This window comes from Archangium lansingense (genome assembly GCF_026626635.1).
GTDB classification, from domain to species: Bacteria; Myxococcota; Myxococcia; order Myxococcales; family Myxococcaceae; genus Archangium; species Archangium lansingense.
Genome location: NZ_JAPNKA010000001.1, coordinates 8588282 through 8608119 on the forward strand (window position 1 = coordinate 8588282; position 19838 = coordinate 8608119).

At 70.1% G+C, this 19838-nt stretch carries 1 protein-coding gene (cut by a window edge); it reads left to right on the forward strand.

Translation table 11 applies throughout. The annotated features are described in order from the left end of the window. The first annotated feature begins 119 nt into the window (after positions 1–119). Positions 120–19838, forward strand: partial view of a non-ribosomal peptide synthase/polyketide synthase gene (locus OV287_RS34080; protein ID WP_267538215.1) — the 5' portion only. It continues 16962 nt past the right edge of the window; only the first 19719 of its 36681 coding nucleotides appear in the window; its start codon is at positions 120–122; its stop codon lies beyond the right edge, outside the window.

Here is a 19838-nt window from a genome sequence, read left to right on the forward strand (position 1 = left end):
ATGGGGCCCACGCTCCTGCCTGCTCCCGATTCCAGCAACCTCGCCCACCGTCGCTTGTCGGAGTGTTTCGGTGCCCCTACGCTCCCGGCGCTTTTCGCCCTGACGGAGGTTGCACCGCGATGACGTTCCCCTCGCCTGTCTCCCGTGCTTCGACGCTGCTCGAGCTGCTCGAAGAGCGCGCCACGCGGCACGGAGAGAGACGCCTGTTCTCCTTCCTGGAGGACGCCGAAGGCGAATCGTCTGAGCTCAGCTACGCGGGGCTGTGGCAGCGAGCATGCGGGCTTGGGGCCCTCTTGCAGCAAGAGGTGGCAGCAGGCGAGCGAGCGGTGCTCCTGTACCCACCTGGGCTGGACTACGTCACCGGCTTCTTCGGCTGCCTGGCCGCGGGCGTGGTGGCCGTCCCCGCCTACCCGCCGGATCCGACGCGTCTGGAGCGCACCCTGCCGCGCCTGCGCGCCCTCATCCATGACGCCCAGGCCTCGGTGGTGCTCGCCCCGTCCTTCATCACCTCCATGGCGGAGGTGCTCTTCGAGTCCGCGCCGGACCTGCGCGGCCTGCGCTGGGTGGCCACGGACGAGCTGCCCCAAGGCGCGGAGGCCAGCTGGAAGCAGCCCGAGCTGCGGGGCGACTCGCTGGCCTTCCTCCAATACACCTCCGGCTCCACGGGCACGCCCAAGGGGGTGATGCTGAGTCACGGCAACCTGCTGCACAACCTCCGACTCATCCACGGCGCTTTCCGGATGCACGAGGGCAGCGCGGGCGTCATCTGGCTGCCGCCGTACCATGACATGGGCCTCATCGGCGGAATCCTCGGGACGGTGTACGGGGGCTTCTCCACCTCGCTGATGTCGCCGCTGAGCTTCCTGCGCCGCCCGCTCCGCTGGCTGGAAGAAGTCTCTCGCACGCGGGGGACCATCAGTGGAGGCCCCAACTTCGCCTTCGACCTGTGCGTGCGCAAGAGCACCGAGGCCGAGCGCCAGGCGTTGGACCTGAGCCACTGGGAAGTCGCCTTCTGCGGTGCCGAGCCCATTCGCCCCGAGACGCTGGAGCGCTTCGCCCAGGCCTTCGCCGTCAGCGGCTTCCGCCGCGAGTCCTTCTACCCGTGCTACGGCCTGGCCGAAGGCACCCTCATCGTCTCTGGTGGCCAGGTGGGCACCGCGCCGGCGATCCAGTCCCTGGACACGCACCGGCTGAGTGAGGGCCATGCCGTGGTGGCACCTCCGGAGCAGGCACACAGTCAGACCCTGGTGGGCTGCGGCTACTCGCTGCAGGACCAGCAGGTGCTCTTGGTGCAATCGGAGACGCTGCGGCCCTGCTCTCCCGGTGAGGTGGGCGAGGTGTGGGTCAAGGGGCCCAGCGTTGCCCAGGGCTACTGGCGCCGCGCCGAGGAGACCAAGCGCGACTTCCACGCCCACACGGCGGATGGCGCGGGACCCTTCCTGCGCACGGGAGACCTGGGCTTCCTGCGCGAGGACGGCCAGCTCTTCGTCACCGGCCGGCTCAAAGACCTGCTCATCCTGCGCGGGCGCAACCACTACCCGCAGGACCTGGAGCTGACGGCGGAGCAGGCCCACCCGGCGCTGCGACCGGGATGCGGTGCCGCCTTCTCCGTGGAGGTGGAGGGCGAGGAGCGGCTGGTGCTGGTGCAGGAGGTGGATCCGCGCCGGCAGCTCGCGTCCGTGGACGAGGTGCTGGGAGTGGTGCGCCAGAAGCTGGCCGAGGTGCACGAGTTGCAGCTGCACGCGCTCGTCCTCATCGAGCCCGGCAGCATTCCCAAGACGTCCAGCGGAAAGATTCAGCGCAAGGGCACGCGTGCGGCGTGGCTCGCGGGTGAGCTGAAGGAAGTGCTGGCGTGGCGCGAGCAGGCGCCCGTGGCCGCGGCCTCCGTTCAGGCCCAGTCCACGGCGACGCCCCACGCCCTGGACACCGCCGAGGCCATTGAGACGTGGCTGCGTGAGCGCGTGGCCGCCCGTGCGGGCGTGCGCCCGGAGGTGGTGGAGGTGGAGCAGCCCATCACCCGGTACGGATTGGATTCGCTCGGCGCCGCCGAACTGGCGAACGACGCCGAGCACGCGCTAGGCGTGGCCCTGCCCATGGAGTCTCTGCTGCGCGGCCCCACTCCGCGCGCGCTGGCACAGGAGCTGCTCGCGGCGCGGACCTCCTCCCAGGGAAATGCGGCGACTCCGGCGCTGGTGCGTACGGAGCGCTCGGGGGCGGTGCCGCTGTCGTTCTCGCAGCAGCGCCTGTGGTTCCTGGAGCAGCTCGAGCCCGGCAGCCCCGTCTACAACATCCCCGCCGCCGTCTGGATGGAGGGGACGCTGGACGTGGCCGTGCTGGAGCGCTGCTTCGCGGAGCTCGTCCGCCGCCATGAGTCGCTGCGCACGACTGTGTCCACCGAGGATGGCCAGCCGGTGCAGGTGATTTCTCCGACCGGGGCGATGCCGGTGCAGGTGGTGGACCTGCGTGACGTCCCCGAGCAGGAGCGCGAGGCCGAGGCCCTGCGCCGCGTTCACGCGGAGGCGCGGCGGCCCTTCGACCTGGTCACGGGTCCGCTGATGCGCGTGGTGGTGCTGCCGCTGTCCGAGCGCAAGCACCTGCTGGCGCTGACGATGCATCACATCGTCTCAGACGGCACGTCCATGGGCGTGCTCGTGCGGGAGACGGCGGCGCTGTATGAGGCGCTGGCCGCGGGCCGCCCCTCGCCCCTGGCCGAGCTGCCCGTGCAGTACGCGGACTACGCGCTGTGGCAGCGGCGGTGGCTGAACGGTGAGGTGCTGGACTCACAGCTGTCGTACTGGCGCCGCCAGCTCTCGGGCGCCCCGAGCGCGCTGGAGCTGCCCACGGACCGCCCGCGTCCGGCGTCCCAGTCCTTCCGCGGCGCCAGTGTGCCGGTGCTCCTGCCGCGTGAGCTGGCCGAGGCGCTGAAGGCCACTGCCCGGCGCGAGGGCGTCACGCCCTTCATGATGCTGCTGGCTGGCTTCCAGACGTTGCTGCACCGCTACTCCGGCCAGGACGACGTGAGCGTGGGTACGGCCATCGCTGGCCGCCGCCGGAGCGAGCTGCAGGGGCTCGTGGGCGCATTCATCAACAACCTGGTGCTGCGCACGCAGCTCTTCGGGGAGATGACCTTCCGCGAGCTGCTCGGCCGGGTCCGCGAGGTGACGCTGGGCGCGTACGCGAACCAGGATGTTCCCTTCGAGAAGCTGGTGGAGGAGCTGCGTCCACGGCGTGACCTGGGCCGCTCGCCCCTGTTCCAGGTGATGCTGCTGCTCCAGCAGGACCCCCTGCCCTCCGTGTCGCTGCCGGGCCTGTCCCTGCGCGCGCTGGAGGTGGAGTCTCCCGCCGCGAAGTATGACCTCACCCTGTCCCTGACGGACACGGCGGAGGGCCTCACCGGCACGCTCGAGTACAGCACGGACCTGTTCGAGGCCCGCACCATGGAGCGCATGGTGGGCCACTTGCACGTGCTGCTCGCGGGTGCTCTGGCGGCCCCGGAGCAGCGCCTGAGCGCGCTGCCGCTTCTGACCACCGAGGAGCAGCGCCGGGTCCTGGTGGAGTGGAACGACACCACCGCGGACTTCGCGCGGGAGTCCTCGCTCGCGCAGCTCTTCGAGTCGCAGGTGGCGCGCACCCCGGGCGCCGTCGCGATGGTGTGTGGAGGCACAGCCCTGACGTACCAAGAGCTGGATGCGCGGGCCAACACCGTGGCCCGCCAGCTGCGTGCACTGGGCGTGGGACCGGAGTCGCGCGTAGGCCTGTGCGCCTCGCGCTCGCTGGAGCTGGTGGCCGGACTGCTCGGTGTCCTCAAGGCTGGCGGCGCCTACGTGCCGTTGGATCCGTCGTACCCGGCGGAGCGGCTCGCCTTCATGCTGCGCGACTCCGGAGCCAGGGTGTTGCTCACCCAGCGGCACCTGGCGGACACGCTTCCGGCCCAGGACGTCCAGCGCGTCTTCCTGGACGCCGCCGACCTGGCCTCCGTGCCGGGTGATGCGGTCCCGTCCGTCAGCGCCCGTCCCGAGAACCTCGCCTACGTCATCTACACGTCCGGCTCCACCGGTACGCCCAAGGGCGTCATGGTGCAGCAGCGCAACGTGGCCAACTTCTTCGCGGGCATGGACGCGCGCCTCGGCGCCTCGCCCGCGGGCACGTGGCTGGCGGTGACCAGCATCTCCTTCGACATCTCCGTGCTGGAGCTGCTGTGGACGCTGTGCCGTGGCTTCAAAGTCATCCTCCAGACCGAGCAGGAGGAAGGCCAGGTCGCCGGGCAGATTCGCCGACACTCCGTCACGCACCTGCAGCTCACGCCCTCGCGCGCCCGCGCCCTGCTGATGGAGACGAATGGGCTGGAGTCGCTCGCGGCCCTGCACCGGCTGATGGTGGGTGGTGAGGCCCTGCCGGAGGCTCTGGCGGCCCAGCTTCGCGGAGCACTGCGCGGTGGCGACCTGGTGAACATGTACGGCCCTACGGAGACCACCATCTGGTCCTCCACGCACACCGTGGGCGCGCAGGGTGGGCCAGTGCCCATCGGTACGCCCATCGCCAACACGTCGCTCTATGTGCTGGATGCACGGCTCCAGCCTGTGCCGGTGGGTGTCGCGGGAGAGCTGTACATCGGTGGCACGGGCGTAGCCCGCGGCTACCTGGAGCGCTCCGCCCTGACGGCCGAGCGCTTTCTGCCCGACCCGTTCGCGAGCACGCCCGGGACGCGCATGTACCGCACGGGAGACCTGGCGCGGTGGCGCGCGGACGGAACGGTGGAGTTCCTGGGCCGCGTGGACCAGCAGGTGAAGGTGCGCGGCTACCGCATCGAGCTGGGCGAGGTGGAAGCGGTGCTGGGCCGGTTCCCGGGTGTGCGGACGGCGGTGGTGTCCGCGCGCACGGACGGCGCTGGCGACGCGCGCCTGGTGGCCTACGTGGTGCTGGAGACGTCCACGGCCTCTGGCCTGGACACCGCGGCCCTGCGCGACTTCCTGCGCAAGCGGCTGCCCGAGTACATGGTGCCCTCGGCCTTCATGGCCCTGGAGGCCCTGCCACTGACGCCCAACGGCAAGGTGGATCGCAAGGCGCTTCCGGCTCCGGACAGCGCCCGGCCCTCCCTGCGCGCGGAGTACGTGGCCCCGCGGACGCCGGTGGAGGAGGCGCTCGCCCGCGTCTGGAGCAAGCTGCTGGGAGTAGAGCGGATTGGCGCGCTGGATGACTTCTTCGAGCTGGGCGGCCACTCGCTGCTGGCCACCCAGGTGATGGCGCGACTGCCCGGCACCTTTGGCGTCGAACTGCCGCTGCGCACTCTCTTCGAGGCCCCCACTGTGCATGGCCTCGCGGCGCACATCGAGGCCGCCGTCCAGGCCAGTGGCTCTTCACCGCTCCCCCCGCTGGCACCGGCGCCCCGGAGCGGCCCGCTGCCCCTCTCCTTCGCCCAACAGCGGCTGTGGTTCCTGGATCAGCTCGAGCCCGAGAGCCCTCTCTACAACCTCCCGGCCGCCATCCGGCTCGAGGGAACCCTGGACCTCGCCGCGCTCCGCCATGGCTTCCAGGAGTTGGTGCGCCGCCACGAGTCCCTGCGCACCACCTTCCGCTCCGAGGCAGGTCAGCCCCTCCAGGTCATCGCCCCCTCCCTCTTGCTCCCCCTGGAGGTGGTAGACCTCTCGGGCCTTCCTTCCGAGCAACGAGAGGCGGAGTTGCTCCGCCTCGCCCAGGAGGACGCACAGCGCCCCTTCAACATGTCCACGGGTCCGCTCCTCCGCACCCACCTGCTGCGGCTCTCCGAGAGTGAGCACGTGCTGCTGTTCAACATGCACCACATCATCTCCGATGGCTGGTCCACGGGCGTGCTGGTGCGGGAGATGGCGACCCTCTACGAGGCCCATCTCCAGGGCAAGTCCTCTCCGTTGCCTGAGTTGACGGTGCAGTACGCGGACTACGCCGTCTGGCAGCGGCAATGGCGGAGCGAGGTGCTCGAGCAGCAACTCGCATACTGGAAGCAGCAGCTCGCTGGGGCGCCTCAAGCCTTGGAGCTCCCCACGGATAAGCCTCGCCCGGGTGTCCAGTCCTTCCGCGGCGCACAGCTCCCCGTGAAGCTTTCAAAGGACCTCTCCGAGCGCCTCCTTCAGCTGTGCGAGCGTGAGGGGGTCACGCCCTTCATGGCCCTGCTGGCCTCCTTCCAGCTCCTGCTCTCCCGCTACTCCCACCAGGACGACATCTGCGTCGGCTCGCCCATTGCCGGCCGCCGCAACGCCGAAATCGAGAGCCTCATCGGCTTCTTCGTCAACACCCTCGTCCTCCGCTCCCGCATCGACTCCCGGACCTCCTTCCGCTCCCTGCTCTCCCAGGTCCGTTCCACCACCCTCGATGCTTTCGAGCACCAGGACGTTCCCTTCGAGAAGCTCGTCGAGGAGCTCCAGCCCCAGCGTGACCTGAGCCGCTCGCCCCTCTTCCAGGTCATGTTCGCCCTGCAGAACGCGCCCATGCCCGAGATGGCGCTGCCGGGGCTGAAGCTGCGGCCACTCGAGGTGGAGAGCCGCGTCTCCAAGTTCGACGCCACCCTCGTCCTCACCTCCTCCGAGAACGGCTTCCACGGCACCTTCGAGTACACCACCGACCTCTTCGAGCACTCCACCGCCTCTCGCATGATGGGCCACTTCCAGGTCCTCCTGGAGGCTGCCCTCTCCCGCCCCGAGGATCCTCTCTCCGAGCTGCCTCTGCTTTCCGAGACCGAGCGCCAGCAGGTGCTCGTCGCCTGGAACCAGACCCAGCAGGACTACCCCCGCGACGCCTGCATCCACCACCTCCTCCAGCAGCAGGCCTCCCTCCGCCCCGACGCCATCGCCGTCGAGTTCGGCGAGCAGCGCCTCTCCTGGCGTGAGCTGGAAGAGCGCTCCAACCAGCTCGCACACCTGCTGCGCTCCCATGGCGTGGGGCCTGACTCCCTCGTCGCCCTCTGCCTCGAGCGCTCCGTGGAGCTCATCGTCTCCCTGTTGGGCATCCTCAAGGCCGGTGGCGCCTACCTCCCGCTCGATGCCGCCTACCCGGCTCAGCGCCTGGCCTTCATGCTGGAGGATGCTCCTCCCCGGCTGCTGCTGACCTCTCGCGTCCTGCGCTCGCAGCTCCCCATCTCCGAATCGTTGCCGTGTCTCTTCTGGGACGAGCTGAGCCTGGAGGGCCTGCCCACGTCCTCTCCGGACTCCGGCGTCACCTCGCGCAACCTCGCCTACGTCAACTTCACCTCCGGCTCCACCGGCAGGCCCAAGGGCGTCGCCATCGAGCACCGCTCCGTCGTCCGTCTCTTCCACGGTGCCCGCTTCGCGCACTTCGGACCCGAGACGAACTTCCTGCACCACTCCCCCATCTCCTTCGACGCCACCACGCTCGAGGTCTGGGGCACCCTCATCTTCGGTGGTCGCCTCGTCGTCTTCCCGCCCGAGTCTCCCAGCGACCTGGACCTGCTGACGCAGGTGCTGGAGCGGCACGGCGTCTCCACCCTCTACCTCTCCGCGGGCCTGCTCTCCCTCGCCGTCGACCACAAGCTTGACGGCCTCCGCGGTCTGCGCCAGCTCCTCGCCGGCGGCGATGTCATGTCCGCCCCCCACGCTCGCCGCGTGCTCGAACAGCTGCGCATTCCTCTGGCCAACTGCTACGGCCCCACCGAAGGCACCGTCATCGCCTCCAGCCTCCTGCTCACTCAGCCTGAGCAGGTTGGCTCCTCCGTCTCCATCGGCTCCCCCATCGCCAACACCCAGGTGTACCTGCTGGACGCCTCCTTCCAGCCCGTTCCCCCCGGCGTCCCCGGCGAGCTCTTCATCGGTGGCGAGGGCCTCGCTCGCGGCTACACCTCCAGACCGGACCTCACTGCCGAACGCTTCCTCCCCAATCCCTTCTCCTCTTCCCCGGGCGAGCGCCTCTACCGCACCGGTGACCTCGCTCGCTGGCGCTCCGACGGCACCCTCGACTTCCTCGGCCGCGTCGACTCCCAGGTGAAGCTGCGCGGCTACCGCATCGAGCTGCCCGAGGTGGAAGCCACCCTCCTCTCCCACCCCGAGGTGCGCGAGGCCGTGGCCGTCGTCCGCGAGGACTCTCCCGGTGACAAGCGCCTCGTCGCCTACGTCACCAGCGACTCCCAGCACCTCGACACCTCGGCCCTGCGCTCCTTCCTCAAGCAGCGCCTGCCCGATTTCATGCTGCCCTCGGCGCTCGTCCGCCTCGAGGCCCTCCCTCTCACCTCCAGCTCCAAGGTCGACCGCAAGGCCCTTCCTCCGCCCGACCTCTCCTCCGCCGGCCTCCAGGCCTATGTCGCTCCTCGCAATGACCTCGAGCAGCGGCTCGCCGCCCTCTGGAGCGAAGTGCTGGGCCTGCAGCAGGTGGGCATCCACGACGACTTCTTCTCGCTCGGCGGCCACTCCCTGCTGGCCACCCAGCTCGTCTCACGCATCCGCTCGGCCTTCGGCCTCGAGCTCCCCCTGCGCGTCCTCTTCGAGTCCCCCACGCTCGCGGCGCTCGCCGGCCAGCTCGAGAGTGCCCTCCTGCAGCGCCTCCCCGCGGCTCCTCCGCTGCGCCCGATGCCTCGGGAGGAAGCGCTTCCTGTCTCCTTCGCGCAGATGCGGCTGTGGATCCTCGATCAGCTCCACCCCCTGAGCGCCGAATACAACGTCTTCTTCGCGCTTCGGATGGAGGGCTCCCTCGAGGTGGACGTGCTCCGCCGCAGCCTCGCCGAAGTGGTTCGCCGTCACGAATCCCTGCGCACCGTCTTCCGCTCCGGCCCCGAGGGCCTGATCCAGCTCATCCTCCCCGAGTCCTCGCTGTCGCTGGGGGAGGTGGATCTCTCCACTCTGTCCGCCTCAGCGCGCGAGGCGGAGCTCCTCCAGCGTGCCGAGCAGGAGGCTCAGCGTCCCTTCGATCTGGCCACCGGCCCACTCTTCCGGGTGGAGCTGCTGCGGCTCTCTGCCAGCGAGCATGTGCTGCTGCTCAACATGCACCACATCGTCTCCGATGGTTGGTCCGCGGGCGTGCTGGTGCGAGAGGTGGCGGCCCTCTACGAGGCTTTCGCCAACGGCCTCGCGTCTCCCCTCCCAGCGCTTCCCATCCAGTACGCCGACTACGCCTCCTGGCAGCGGCAGTGGCTGCAAGGCGAGGTGCTGGACGAGCAGCTGCTCTGGTGGCGCCAGCAGCTCGCCGGGGCGCCCCATGCCCTGGAGTTGCCGACCGACAAGCCTCGGCCCTCCGTCCAGTCCTTCCGCGGCGCACGGGTTCCCGTACAGCTTTCGAAGGACGTCTCCGAGCGCCTCCTCCAGCTTTGCCAGCGTGAGGGGGTCACGCCCTTCATGGCACTGCTGGCCTCCTTCCAGCTCCTGCTCTCCCGCTACTCCAATCGGGACGACATCAGCGTCGGCTCTCCCATCGCAGGCCGCCGGCATGCAGAGCTCGAGGGACTCATCGGCTTCTTCGTCAACACCCTCGTCCTGCGTGCTCGCTTCGCGGGTGTCACCTCCTTCCGCGCGCTGCTGCAGCAGGTGCGCGAAACCACCCTCGGCGCCTTCGCTCACCAGGACGTTCCCTTCGAGAAGCTCGTCGAGGAGCTTCAGCCCCAGCGTGACCTGAGCCGCTCTCCGCTCTTCCAGGTCATGTTCGCCCTGCAGAACGCGCCCATGCCCGAGCTGGCGCTCCCGGGCCTCTCCCTGCGTCCGCTCGAGGTGGAGAACCGCGTCTCCAAGTTCGACGCCAGCTTCATCCTCTCTTCCTCTCCCCAGGGCTTCCACGGCGTCTTCGAGTACGCCACCGACCTCTTCGAGCACTCCACCGCCTCTCGCATGATGGGCCACTTCCAGGTCCTCCTGGAGGCTGCCCTCTCCCGCCCTGAGGCTCCTCTCGCCGAGCTGCCTCTGCTCCCCGAGGCCGAGCGTGAGCAGGTGCTCGTCGCTTGGAACCAGACTCAGCAGGACTACCCCCGCGACGCCTGCATCCACCATCTCATCCAGCAGCAAGCCTCCCTCCGCCCCGACGCCATCGCCGTCGAGTTCGGCGAGCAGCGCCTCTCTTGGCGTGAGCTGGACGCGCGCTCCAACCAACTCGCCCACCTCTTGCGCTCTCACGGCGTGGGGCCCGACTCCCTCGTCGCCCTGTGCCTCGAGCGCTCCCTGGAGCTCATCGTCTCCCTCGTCGCCATCCTCAAGGCCGGTGGCGCCTATGTCCCGCTCGATGCCACCTACCCGGCTCAGCGCCTGGCCTTCATGTTGGAGGACGCTCCTCCCCGGCTGCTGCTCACTTCACGAGCCCTGCGCTCCCTCCTCACCCTCCCTGACTCCTTGCCCTGCCTCTTCTGGGACGAGCTGAGCCTGGAGGGCCTGCCCACGTCCTCTCCGGACTCCGGCGTCACCTCGCGCAACCTCGCCTACGTCAACTTCACCTCCGGCTCCACCGGCAGGCCCAAGGGCGTTGCCATCGAGCATCGCTCCGTCGTTCGTCTCTTCCACGGTGCCCGCTTCGCTCATTTCGGGCCCGAGACGAGCTTCCTGCACCACTCCCCCATCTCCTTCGACGCCACCACGCTCGAGGTCTGGGGCACCCTCATCTTCGGCGGCCGTCTCGTCGTCTTCCCGCCCCTGCCTCCCAGTGACCTGGAGCTGCTCTCCCAGGTCCTCTCCCGCCACAACGTCTCCACGCTCTACCTGTCCGCAGGTCTGCTCTCCCTCGCCGTCGACCACAAGCTCGACGGCCTTCGCGGTCTGCGCCAGCTCCTCACCGGCGGTGACGTCGTCTCTGCTCCTCACGCACGCCGCGTTCTCGAGCAGCTGCGCATTCCTCTGGCCAACTGCTACGGCCCCACCGAAGGCACCGTCATCGCCTCCAGCCTCCTGCTCACTCAGCCCGAGCAGGTTGGTGCCTCCGTCTCCATCGGCTCCCCCATCGCCAACACCCAGGTGTACCTACTGGACGCCTCCTTCCAGCCCGTTCCCCCCGGCGTCCCCGGCGAGCTCTTCATCGGTGGCGAGGGCCTCGCTCGCGGCTACACCTCCAGGCCGGACCTCACCGCAGAGCGCTTCATCCCCAATCCCTTCTCCTCCTCCCTGGGCGAGCGCCTCTACCGCACCGGCGACCTCGCCCGCTGGCGCGCCGACGGCACCCTCGACTTCCTCGGCCGCGTCGACTCCCAGGTGAAGCTGCGTGGCTACCGCATCGAACTGCCCGAGGTGGAAGCCGCCCTCCTCTCTCACCCCGAGGTGCGCGAGGCCGTGGCCGTCGTCCGCGAGGACTCTCCCGGTGACAAGCGCCTCGTCGCCTACGTCACCAGCGACTCCCAGGACCTCGACACCCCGGCCCTGCGCTCCTTCCTCAAGCAGCGCCTGCCCGATTTCATGCTGCCCTCGGCGCTCGTCCGCCTCGAGGCCCTCCCTCTCACCTCCAGCTCCAAGGTCGACCGCAAGGCCCTCCCTCCGCCCAACGTCTCCTCCACCGGCCGCGGCGGCCACTTCGTGGAGCCCACGACCCCGCTGGAGCGGCAGCTCGTCTCCATCTGGTCCCAGGAGCTGGGCATCGAGCAGGTGGGCGTGGACGACCACTTCTTCGAGAAGCTCGGCGGCACGTCCCTGTCGGTCATCAAGATCGCGGCCCGGATGCGCGAGGAGTTGGGACGCGAAGTGCAGGTGACCTGGCTCTTCGAGCACCCCACCATCAGCGACCTGGCCCGGCGCATGGACTCGGGGACCCCGCAGGCTCCAGCACCCCGAGAGCAACAGGAGGCTCGCACCGCCGAGCGCTCCGGCCCGGAGGACATCGCCATCATCGGCATGTCCGGCCGCTTCCCGGGGGCACGCACCGTGGAGGAGCTCTGGCAGAACCTGCGCCAGGGCGTGGAATCCATCTCCCGCTTCTCTCCGGAGGAGTTGGAGCCGATCTCCGGACTCCCCGAGGGCATGTTCCAGTGGCAGCACCCCCAGTTCGTCCCTGCTGGAGGCGTGCTGGAGGACGCCGACAAGTTCGACCACGGCTTCTTCGATATCTCCCTGCGTGAAGCGCAGTGGATGGACCCGCAGCAACGCCTCTTCCTGCAGACCGCCTGGAGCGCCCTGGAGGACGCCGGTGTCGATCCGGAGCGCACCCAGGGCCTCATCTCGCTGTACGCGGGTGCCATGGACTCCGGCTACTCGCAGGTGGTGCAGAAGAACGTGCCGCTGGATCCCGCCGCCTTCTTCGAGGCGGGCACCAACGCGACGCACCAGGGGATGGCCACCAAGGCCTCCTACAAGCTGCGGCTCACCGGCGAGAGCCTCATGGTGTACACGGCCTGCTCCACGGGCCTGGTGGCCGTGCACATGGCCTGTGAGAGCCTGCGGCAGCGCCAGTCCGACGTGGCCCTCGCGGGCGCCACGCGCCTCGCCCTCCCCCAGCGCACGGGCTACGTCTACCAGGAGGGGATGATCCTCTCGCCGGATGGACACTGCCGCGCCTTCGATGCGCGCGCCCAGGGAGCCGTCGCGGGCAACGGTGTGGCCGCGGTGGTGCTCAAGCGCCTGTCCGATGCCGTGCGGGATGGGGACTCCATCTATGCCGTCATCAAGGGCTCGGCCATCAACAACGATGGCCACCTCAAGTCCGGCTACACCGCCCCCAGCGTGCAGGGGCAGTCCTCCGTCATCCAGCGAGCCCTGGAGCATGCCGGCCTGCGGCCCGAGGACATGGGCTACGTGGAGGCCCATGGCACCGGCACGCCGCTGGGGGATCCGCTCGAGATCTCCGCGCTCCAGCGCGCCTACGGCCTGGGCGCCGAGCACAAGGGCACCATTCCCATCGGCTCGGTGAAGACGAACATCGGCCACCTGGACACCGTGGCGGGCCTGGTGGGCCTCATCAAGACGGCGCTGGCGTTGCGCCATGAGGAGATTCCCCCCAGCCTGCACTTCGAGCAGCCCAACCCCTCCATCGACTTCGGGCCCTTCTTCGTCAACACGGCCCCACGGGAGTGGAAGCGCGGCCCGGTGCCTCGGCGCGCGGGCGTCAGCTCCTTTGGCATTGGCGGCACCAATGCTCACGCCATTCTCGCGGAGGCCCCCGAGCAGCGGAGCGAGCCGAGCCTCCGTCCTCATCAGGTGGTGCTGCTGTCGGCGCGTACCCCCGCGGCGCTGGACGCACTGGGCACCCGGCTCGCGGCGCACGTGGAAGCGAACCCGCACCTGTCACTGGTGGACGTGGCCTACACACACGCGGTGGGCCGCAGGGGCTTCGAGCACCGCAGGGCCGTGGTGGCCCGGGACGCGGCCGAGCTGGTGCAGCGCCTGCGCAAACCCTCGGCGGCCGTGGAGCTGGACGACGTGGAGGCGGGCCGCCGCCTGCGCGTGGCCTTCCTCTTCCCCGGCCAGGGCGCCCAGCAGGTGGCCATGGGCCGCGAGCTGTACCAAGCCGAGCCCGACTTCCGTGCGCATGTGGACCTGTGCCTCGGACTGCTGGAGGCGCCGCTGCGCGAAGAGGTGCGCACGCTGCTGATGCCGGAGCCGAGCCAGGAAGCCACCGCCCGTGAGCTGCTGTCCCGCACCGGCGTGGCCCTGCCCGCGCTCTTCACCGTGGAGTACTCGCTGGCCCGGACGTGGATGGGCTGGGGGGTGACGCCTCACGCGCTGCTGGGCCACAGCTACGGCGAGTACGTGGCCGCGTGCCTGGCGGGAGTCTTCTCGCTGGAAGACGCGCTGAAGCTGGCCGTGGCGCGCGGGCGGCTGATGGAGGGGATGGCACCGGGGGCCATGCTCGCGGTGGGACTGTCAGAGGCGGAGGTGCGCCCGCTGCTCTCCGGCCACCTGTCCCTGGCGGCCCTCAACGCGCCGGGCCGCTGCGTCGTCTCCGGCCCCATCCCCGAGGTGGAGCGCCTGGCAGAAGAGCTGAAGCGCCGCGAGGTGGGGACGCTGCGGCTGCCGGCGCCCCATGCCTTCCACTCCGCGGACGTCGAGCCCTTCATGCCCGAGCTGGTGCGGGTGGTGGCCTCGCTGGGGCGCTCGGCCCCTACGGCACGGCTCGTCTCCAGCCTCACCGGCACCTGGGCGACCGCCGAGGAGATGCGAGACCCGGGCTACTGGGCCCGACAGATGCGCCAGCCCGTGCGCTTCGCCGCGGGGGTCGAGGCACTCCTGAGCGAGGGCTGCGGCCTGCTGTTGGAGGTGGGTCCGGGACAGGATCTCACCGCCCTGGTCCGCGCCAACAGGGACAGCAAGAGCGGCAAGGTGAAGGCACTCCCCTCGCTGCGCCGGCAGGGCAGCTCGGCTTCGGAGCACGCCGTATTCCTGCAGGCGCTGGGCGACACGTGGGCCCATGGCCTCCCCATCGACTGGAAGGCGTTCTACGCCCGCGAGCGGCGCCTGCGCCTCTCGCTCCCCACCTACCCCTTCCAGGAGAAGCGGTGTTGGGTGGAGGCGGTGCCCACCGTGGCTCCCGCCTGGCCCGCTACGGCACTTCCGAGCGCGCCTGCCACCACCGCGCTCCCGAGCGCGTCTCCCGCCCTCGCCGTCACGCCCTCCACTCCGGCCCTCGAGAGCCCCGACGCGGCCCCGGCGGCCGCTCCTGCGGTGGTCCCCGCCGGGCGGGAAGACAGGCCTCGAGGTGACATCGAAGAGCGTGTGGCCGCCCTCTGGCGCGCACGCCTGGGGCTGGAATACGTCGGACGGGACGACAGCTTCCTCGAGCTGGGCGGCAACTCGCTGATGGCCGCGCAGATGCTCACCCAGATGCGCGAAACCTTCGGGGTGAACCTCCCGCTAGCGGACCTCTTCGACAGCCCCACCGTTGCGGGCATCGCCGCCCGCATCGAGGCCCTGCTGCAGTCCGCACCGCAGCAGCAGCAGACGCAACAGAAGACCCTGAAGCTGGTGCCCCTGACCCGCGATGGCGAGCTGCGGCTCTCCTACGTGCAGGAGCGCACCTGGCGCCTGGAGCAGTTCCTCCCGGGCCTGTCCGCCTACAACATCCCCTTCGTCCTCCGCCTGGAGGGCGCCCTGGACGCGCGGCTGCTCGAGCGCGCCATCCAGGAAGTCGTCCAGCGCCACGAGGCACTGCGCACCACCTATGACACCGTCGATGGCCGCCCCGTGCAGCGCTTCCATGCGCGGATGCACGTGCCTCTAGAGGTGCTGGTGCTCGACGGCACCCAGGAGGAGCGCGAGGCCGAGGCCATGCGACTGGCGCGCGAGGACGCGGTACGGCCCTTCGATCTGGTGAAGGGACCCGTGCTGCGCGCCACGCTGCTGCGGCTGCGCGAGGACGTCCACGTCCTGCTGTGCACCATCCACCACATCGTCAGCGACACGCTCTCCGCCGTCATCTTCATCCACGAGATGGCGGCGCTCTATGTCGCGATGCGCGAGGGACGGCCCTCGCCGCTGCCGGCCCTGCCCGTGCAGTACGCGGACTTCGGTCACTGGCAGCGCCGCAACGTGAGCGAGAACCTGCTGACCGAGCAACAGCATTGGTGGCGCCAGCAGCTCGCCGGCATGCCGCGCCGGCTGAACCTGCCTACGGACAGGCCCCGGCCCGCGAGCTGCCCGCTTACCTCGGCACGCATGTCCGTGGACTTCCCTCCCGCGCTCGCCAACGAGCTGGTGGCCTTCGGACGGCGTGAGGGCTTCACCTCCTACGTGACGCTGCTGGCAGCCTGGCAGGCCCTGCTGCACCGCTACAGCGGACAGACGGACATCGTCGTCGGCACGCCCATCGCCAACCGCACCCTCCCCGAGCTGCAGCCGCTCATCGGCTACGTGGCCCACTCGGTGGCACTGCGCACGGACCTGGGGGGAGACCCCACCTTCCGCGAGCTGCTGGGCCGCGTGCGCGAGGTGTTGCTGGGCGCGCAGAACCACCCAGACGTGCCCTTCGAGCAACTGGTGGAGGAGCTCTTCCCCCAGCACGACATCGGCCGCGGCCGCATGACGGACAGCGTCCTCGTTCTCCACAGCGATCCGGCCGGCGACTCGCAGCAGCTGCCCGGCCTGCGCGTCAGCCTGGTCGAGGTGCCGGACACGCCCGTGCAGTGGGGCACGACGCTGGCGGACCTGACCCTGGTGTTCCGCGAGGTGCCCGGCCAGCTGCACGGTGCGCTGGAGTACGCCACCGAGCTCTTCGACGCGTCGACCGCGCGCCGCATGCTCGATCACCTGCAGATGCTGCTGACCGCGGGCATGGCCCGGCCGGACGAGCGCATCTCCCGGCTGCCCCTGCTCACCGGGGAGGAGCGGAAGCAATGGCTCCAGCCTCTGCCCGCGCCCACCTCGCCCACCGTGCCCGAGTTGCTGGCACGGCGAGCGGCGAGCACTCCCACTGCCGTGGCCGTCGCGCGGGAAGGACGGACCTGGACCCTGGGAGAGCTGATGACCCGGGTCCAGGGTCTGGCGGCCCGCCTGCACGCCCTGGGCGTGAAGCGGGGTGAGCCGGTCGTGGTGTGCCTGGAGCCCTCGCCCGAGAAGCTGCTGGCCCTCTGGGGCGTAATGGAAGCCGGTGCCTCCGTCATGACCCTGGGCCCCTCCGAGCTCGGAAGCCTGCCCCAGTACGCCCCCGAGGGCACCAGCGCGCCCGTGCTGATCACCTGGCGCGGCCTCGTCACCGCCCAGCGCCTGGAGCCCTCGCGCGTGCTGTACGTGGAGGCCCTGGAGGACACCTCGGCCACGGCCGGGGCGAAGGCCGCACCGCGTCCGGAGGATCCAGCCTGGATCCTGCCCGTCGGCGCCTCGCAACCCGCCTGGATGCTCACCCAGGGGGGCCTGCTGCACCTCTTCGAGACCCTGGACGCTCGGCTGAAGCCGGCCGAGGGGAGCACCTGGCTGGCCGCCGCCGAGAACGCGGTGGAGCGGCCGGAGATGGAGTGGCTGTGGGCGCTCTCGCGAGGCCTGCGCGTGCTCTTCCCCTCGCAGGAGGTGTCGGCGAGCCTGTTGCACCTGCGCGGCGAGGGCATCCGCTCGCGTGCGGTGGACTTGAGCCTCATGTACTTCGCCAATGACGAAGACTCCATGCAGGGCTCCAAGTACGAGCTGCTGTTGGAGGGGGCGAAGTTCGCGGACGCGAATGGCTTCTCCGCGGTGTGGACGCCCGAGCGCCACTTCCATGCCTTCGGTGGCATCTATCCCCAGCCCGCCGTCCTCGCGGCGGCCGTGGCGGCGGTGACACGCCACCTGGGCCTGCGCGCCGGCAGCGTGGTGCTGCCGCTGCATGATCCGCTCCTGGTGGCCGAGCAGTGGTCCGTGGTGGACAACCTCTCCAACGGACGCATCGGCGTATCCGTGGCCACGGGCTGGCACGTGCAGGACTTCTCGTACGCGCCGCACAACTACGAGAACCGGCGCACCGTCCTCCTGGAGAACCTGAAGACGCTGCGGGCCGTCTGGCGCGGTGAGAAGCTCAAGCGCAAGGGCGGTGGTGGAGTGGACGTGGAAGTGGGCCTGCGCCCGCTGCCCGTGCAGCGCGAGCTGCCCATCTGGCTGACGGCCACCTCCAACCCGGAGACGTTCCGCATGGCCGGCGAGCTGGGCGCGGGAGTACTCACCGGCATGCTGGCCCATAACTTCGAGGAGCTGAAGGCCAAGGTGGGCCTGTACCGCGAGGCCTGGCGACGCAACGGCCACCCGGGCCGCGGTCACATCACCGTGATGCTCCACACCTTCATCGGCACGGATGACCGCGAGGTGTTGGAGACGGTGCACAAGCCGCTGCTGGGCTATTTCCGCGGCTCGGTGGACATCGTCGCGTCGCTGGCGGCCCTGCAAGGCTTCAAGGGCGACATCGCCAAGGTGCCCGAGGCGGACGTGCAGGCCATCCTGGAGCGGGGCTTCGAGCACTACGCCTACCATGCGGGCCTCATCGGCTCGGTGGAGAACGGGGTGAAGCGGCTGGAGGTGGTGCGCGAGGCGGACGTGGACGAGGTGGCATGCCTCATCGACTTCGGCCTGGAGACCCCGGTGGTGCTGGAGGGGTTGCGCAAGCTGGCGGAGGTGCGCAAGCGCAGCGAGGAGCTCGCCGCCGGGCGGCAGCAGCAGGTGCTGGTGGAGAGCCGGCAGGGAATCGACGCGCTGGTGGAGCTGGCGCGGAGCTCGGGCGAGGTGCTGATGCACGCCTCGGCACGGCTGGCCCGCTCGTTGGCGGAGCTGCCCGAGGCGCGGCAAGCGCTGGAGCCTGTGAAGGCCCTGGTGCTGGAGGAGACCTCCGCCGAGCTCGCCCGGTCGCTGCAGGAGGCGGCCGGGGTACCGGTGCTGAGAAGGGGCATGGTGGCGGACGGCTCGCTGTTGCCGCGAGCGCCGGATGAGGAGCTGCCCGCGGAAGTGCAGCGCTGGGTGCTAGATGAGGCCGGCCAGCCAGTGCCGCCCGGAGTCGTGGGCGAGCTCGCGCTCTGGGGTGCCGGTCTGCCGCAGAGCCTGTGGCGCGCCTCCCGTGAGGAGCAGCAGCGCTGGGTGCCCCATCCGCTGGGCGCCTCCGAGCGCCTCTACCGCACCGGCCGTTATGTGCGCATGCGGACGGACGGTGGCCTGGAGCCCATGAATGCGCCCCCGGCCCGCGCGAAGCGCCCCGCCGCCGAGGCGGAGCGCCCCACGAACACCGTGGTGCCGGTGGCTGCCGCGGGAGGGACCTCCACGCCTCCTCCCATTCCTCGTGCACCGAGGAACGCGCCCCTGCCGCTCTCCTTCGCCCAGCAGCGGCTGTGGTACCTGCAGCAGGTCGAGCCGATGGGCGTGGCGTACAACAACGGTGTCACGTACCGCCTGAGCGGCTCGCTGGACGTGGCCGCCCTCCAGGCCGCGTTGGAGGAAGTGGTGCGCCGCCATGAGGTGCTGCGCACCACCTACACCCTCGCCGAGGACGGAGCCGTCCAGATCATCCACCCGGGCAGTGAGCTGTCCATGCCCCTGGTGGAGCTGAGTGCCTCGACGTCCGAGGCACGGGAGGCCGACGCGCTCCGGTTGTGCCGCGAGCACTTGCTGAAGCCCTTCGATCTGGAGAAGGGCCCGGTGATGCATGCGCTGCTGCTGCGGGTGGAGCCGGAGGAGCACGTCCTCAACCTGGTCTTCCACCACATCGTCTCGGACGCCTGGTCCTCGCTGGTGCTGGCCAAGGAGCTGGTGGCGCTCTACACCTCCTTCTGCGCCGGGCAGCCATCGCCGCTGCCGCCCATGACGCTGCAATACGCGGACTTCGCGGTGTGGCAGCGCAAGTGGCTGGAGGGCGGGGTGATGGAGACGGAGGTCGCCTGGTGGAAGCAGCGGCTCGCGGGCGTACCGCCGCTGGAGCTGCCCACGGACAAGCCCCGTCCGGCCGTCCAGACCTACAAGGGAGCCCTGCTCCCCTTCGTGCTGCCTCGAGAGCTGTCCGAGCCGCTGCTGGCACTGGGGCGGCGTGAGGGCTCTACGTCCTTCATGGTGGTCATGGCGCTCCTCCAGACGCTGCTGAGCCGTTACAGCAGCCAGGAAGACTTCGCCGTGGGTCTGCCCACGGCCGGCCGTCACTACCCGGGGACGGAGGAGCTCATCGGCTGCTTCGTCAACACGCTCGCGGTGCGGGCCTCGCTGGGCGGGGATCCGTCCTTCCGGGAGCTGTTGACGCGCGTGCGGCGGGCATCGCTGGAGATCCTCGCCCACCAGGAGCTTCCGTTCGAGCGGCTGGTGGACGCGCTCCAGGTGCGGAGAGATCCCAGCCGCTCCCCTGTCTTCCAGGTGGTGCTCAACGTCGTCAACGTCCCCGCGCCGCAAGCCGAGATGGCTTCTTTGCGGCTGAGCGGGGTGAGGATCAACGCGGATACGACGAAGTTCGATCTGTCGCTCGAGGTGATTGAGCGGAGCGACGGGCTGCACTGCACCCTCGAGTACTCGACGGATCTGTTCGAGCCTTCC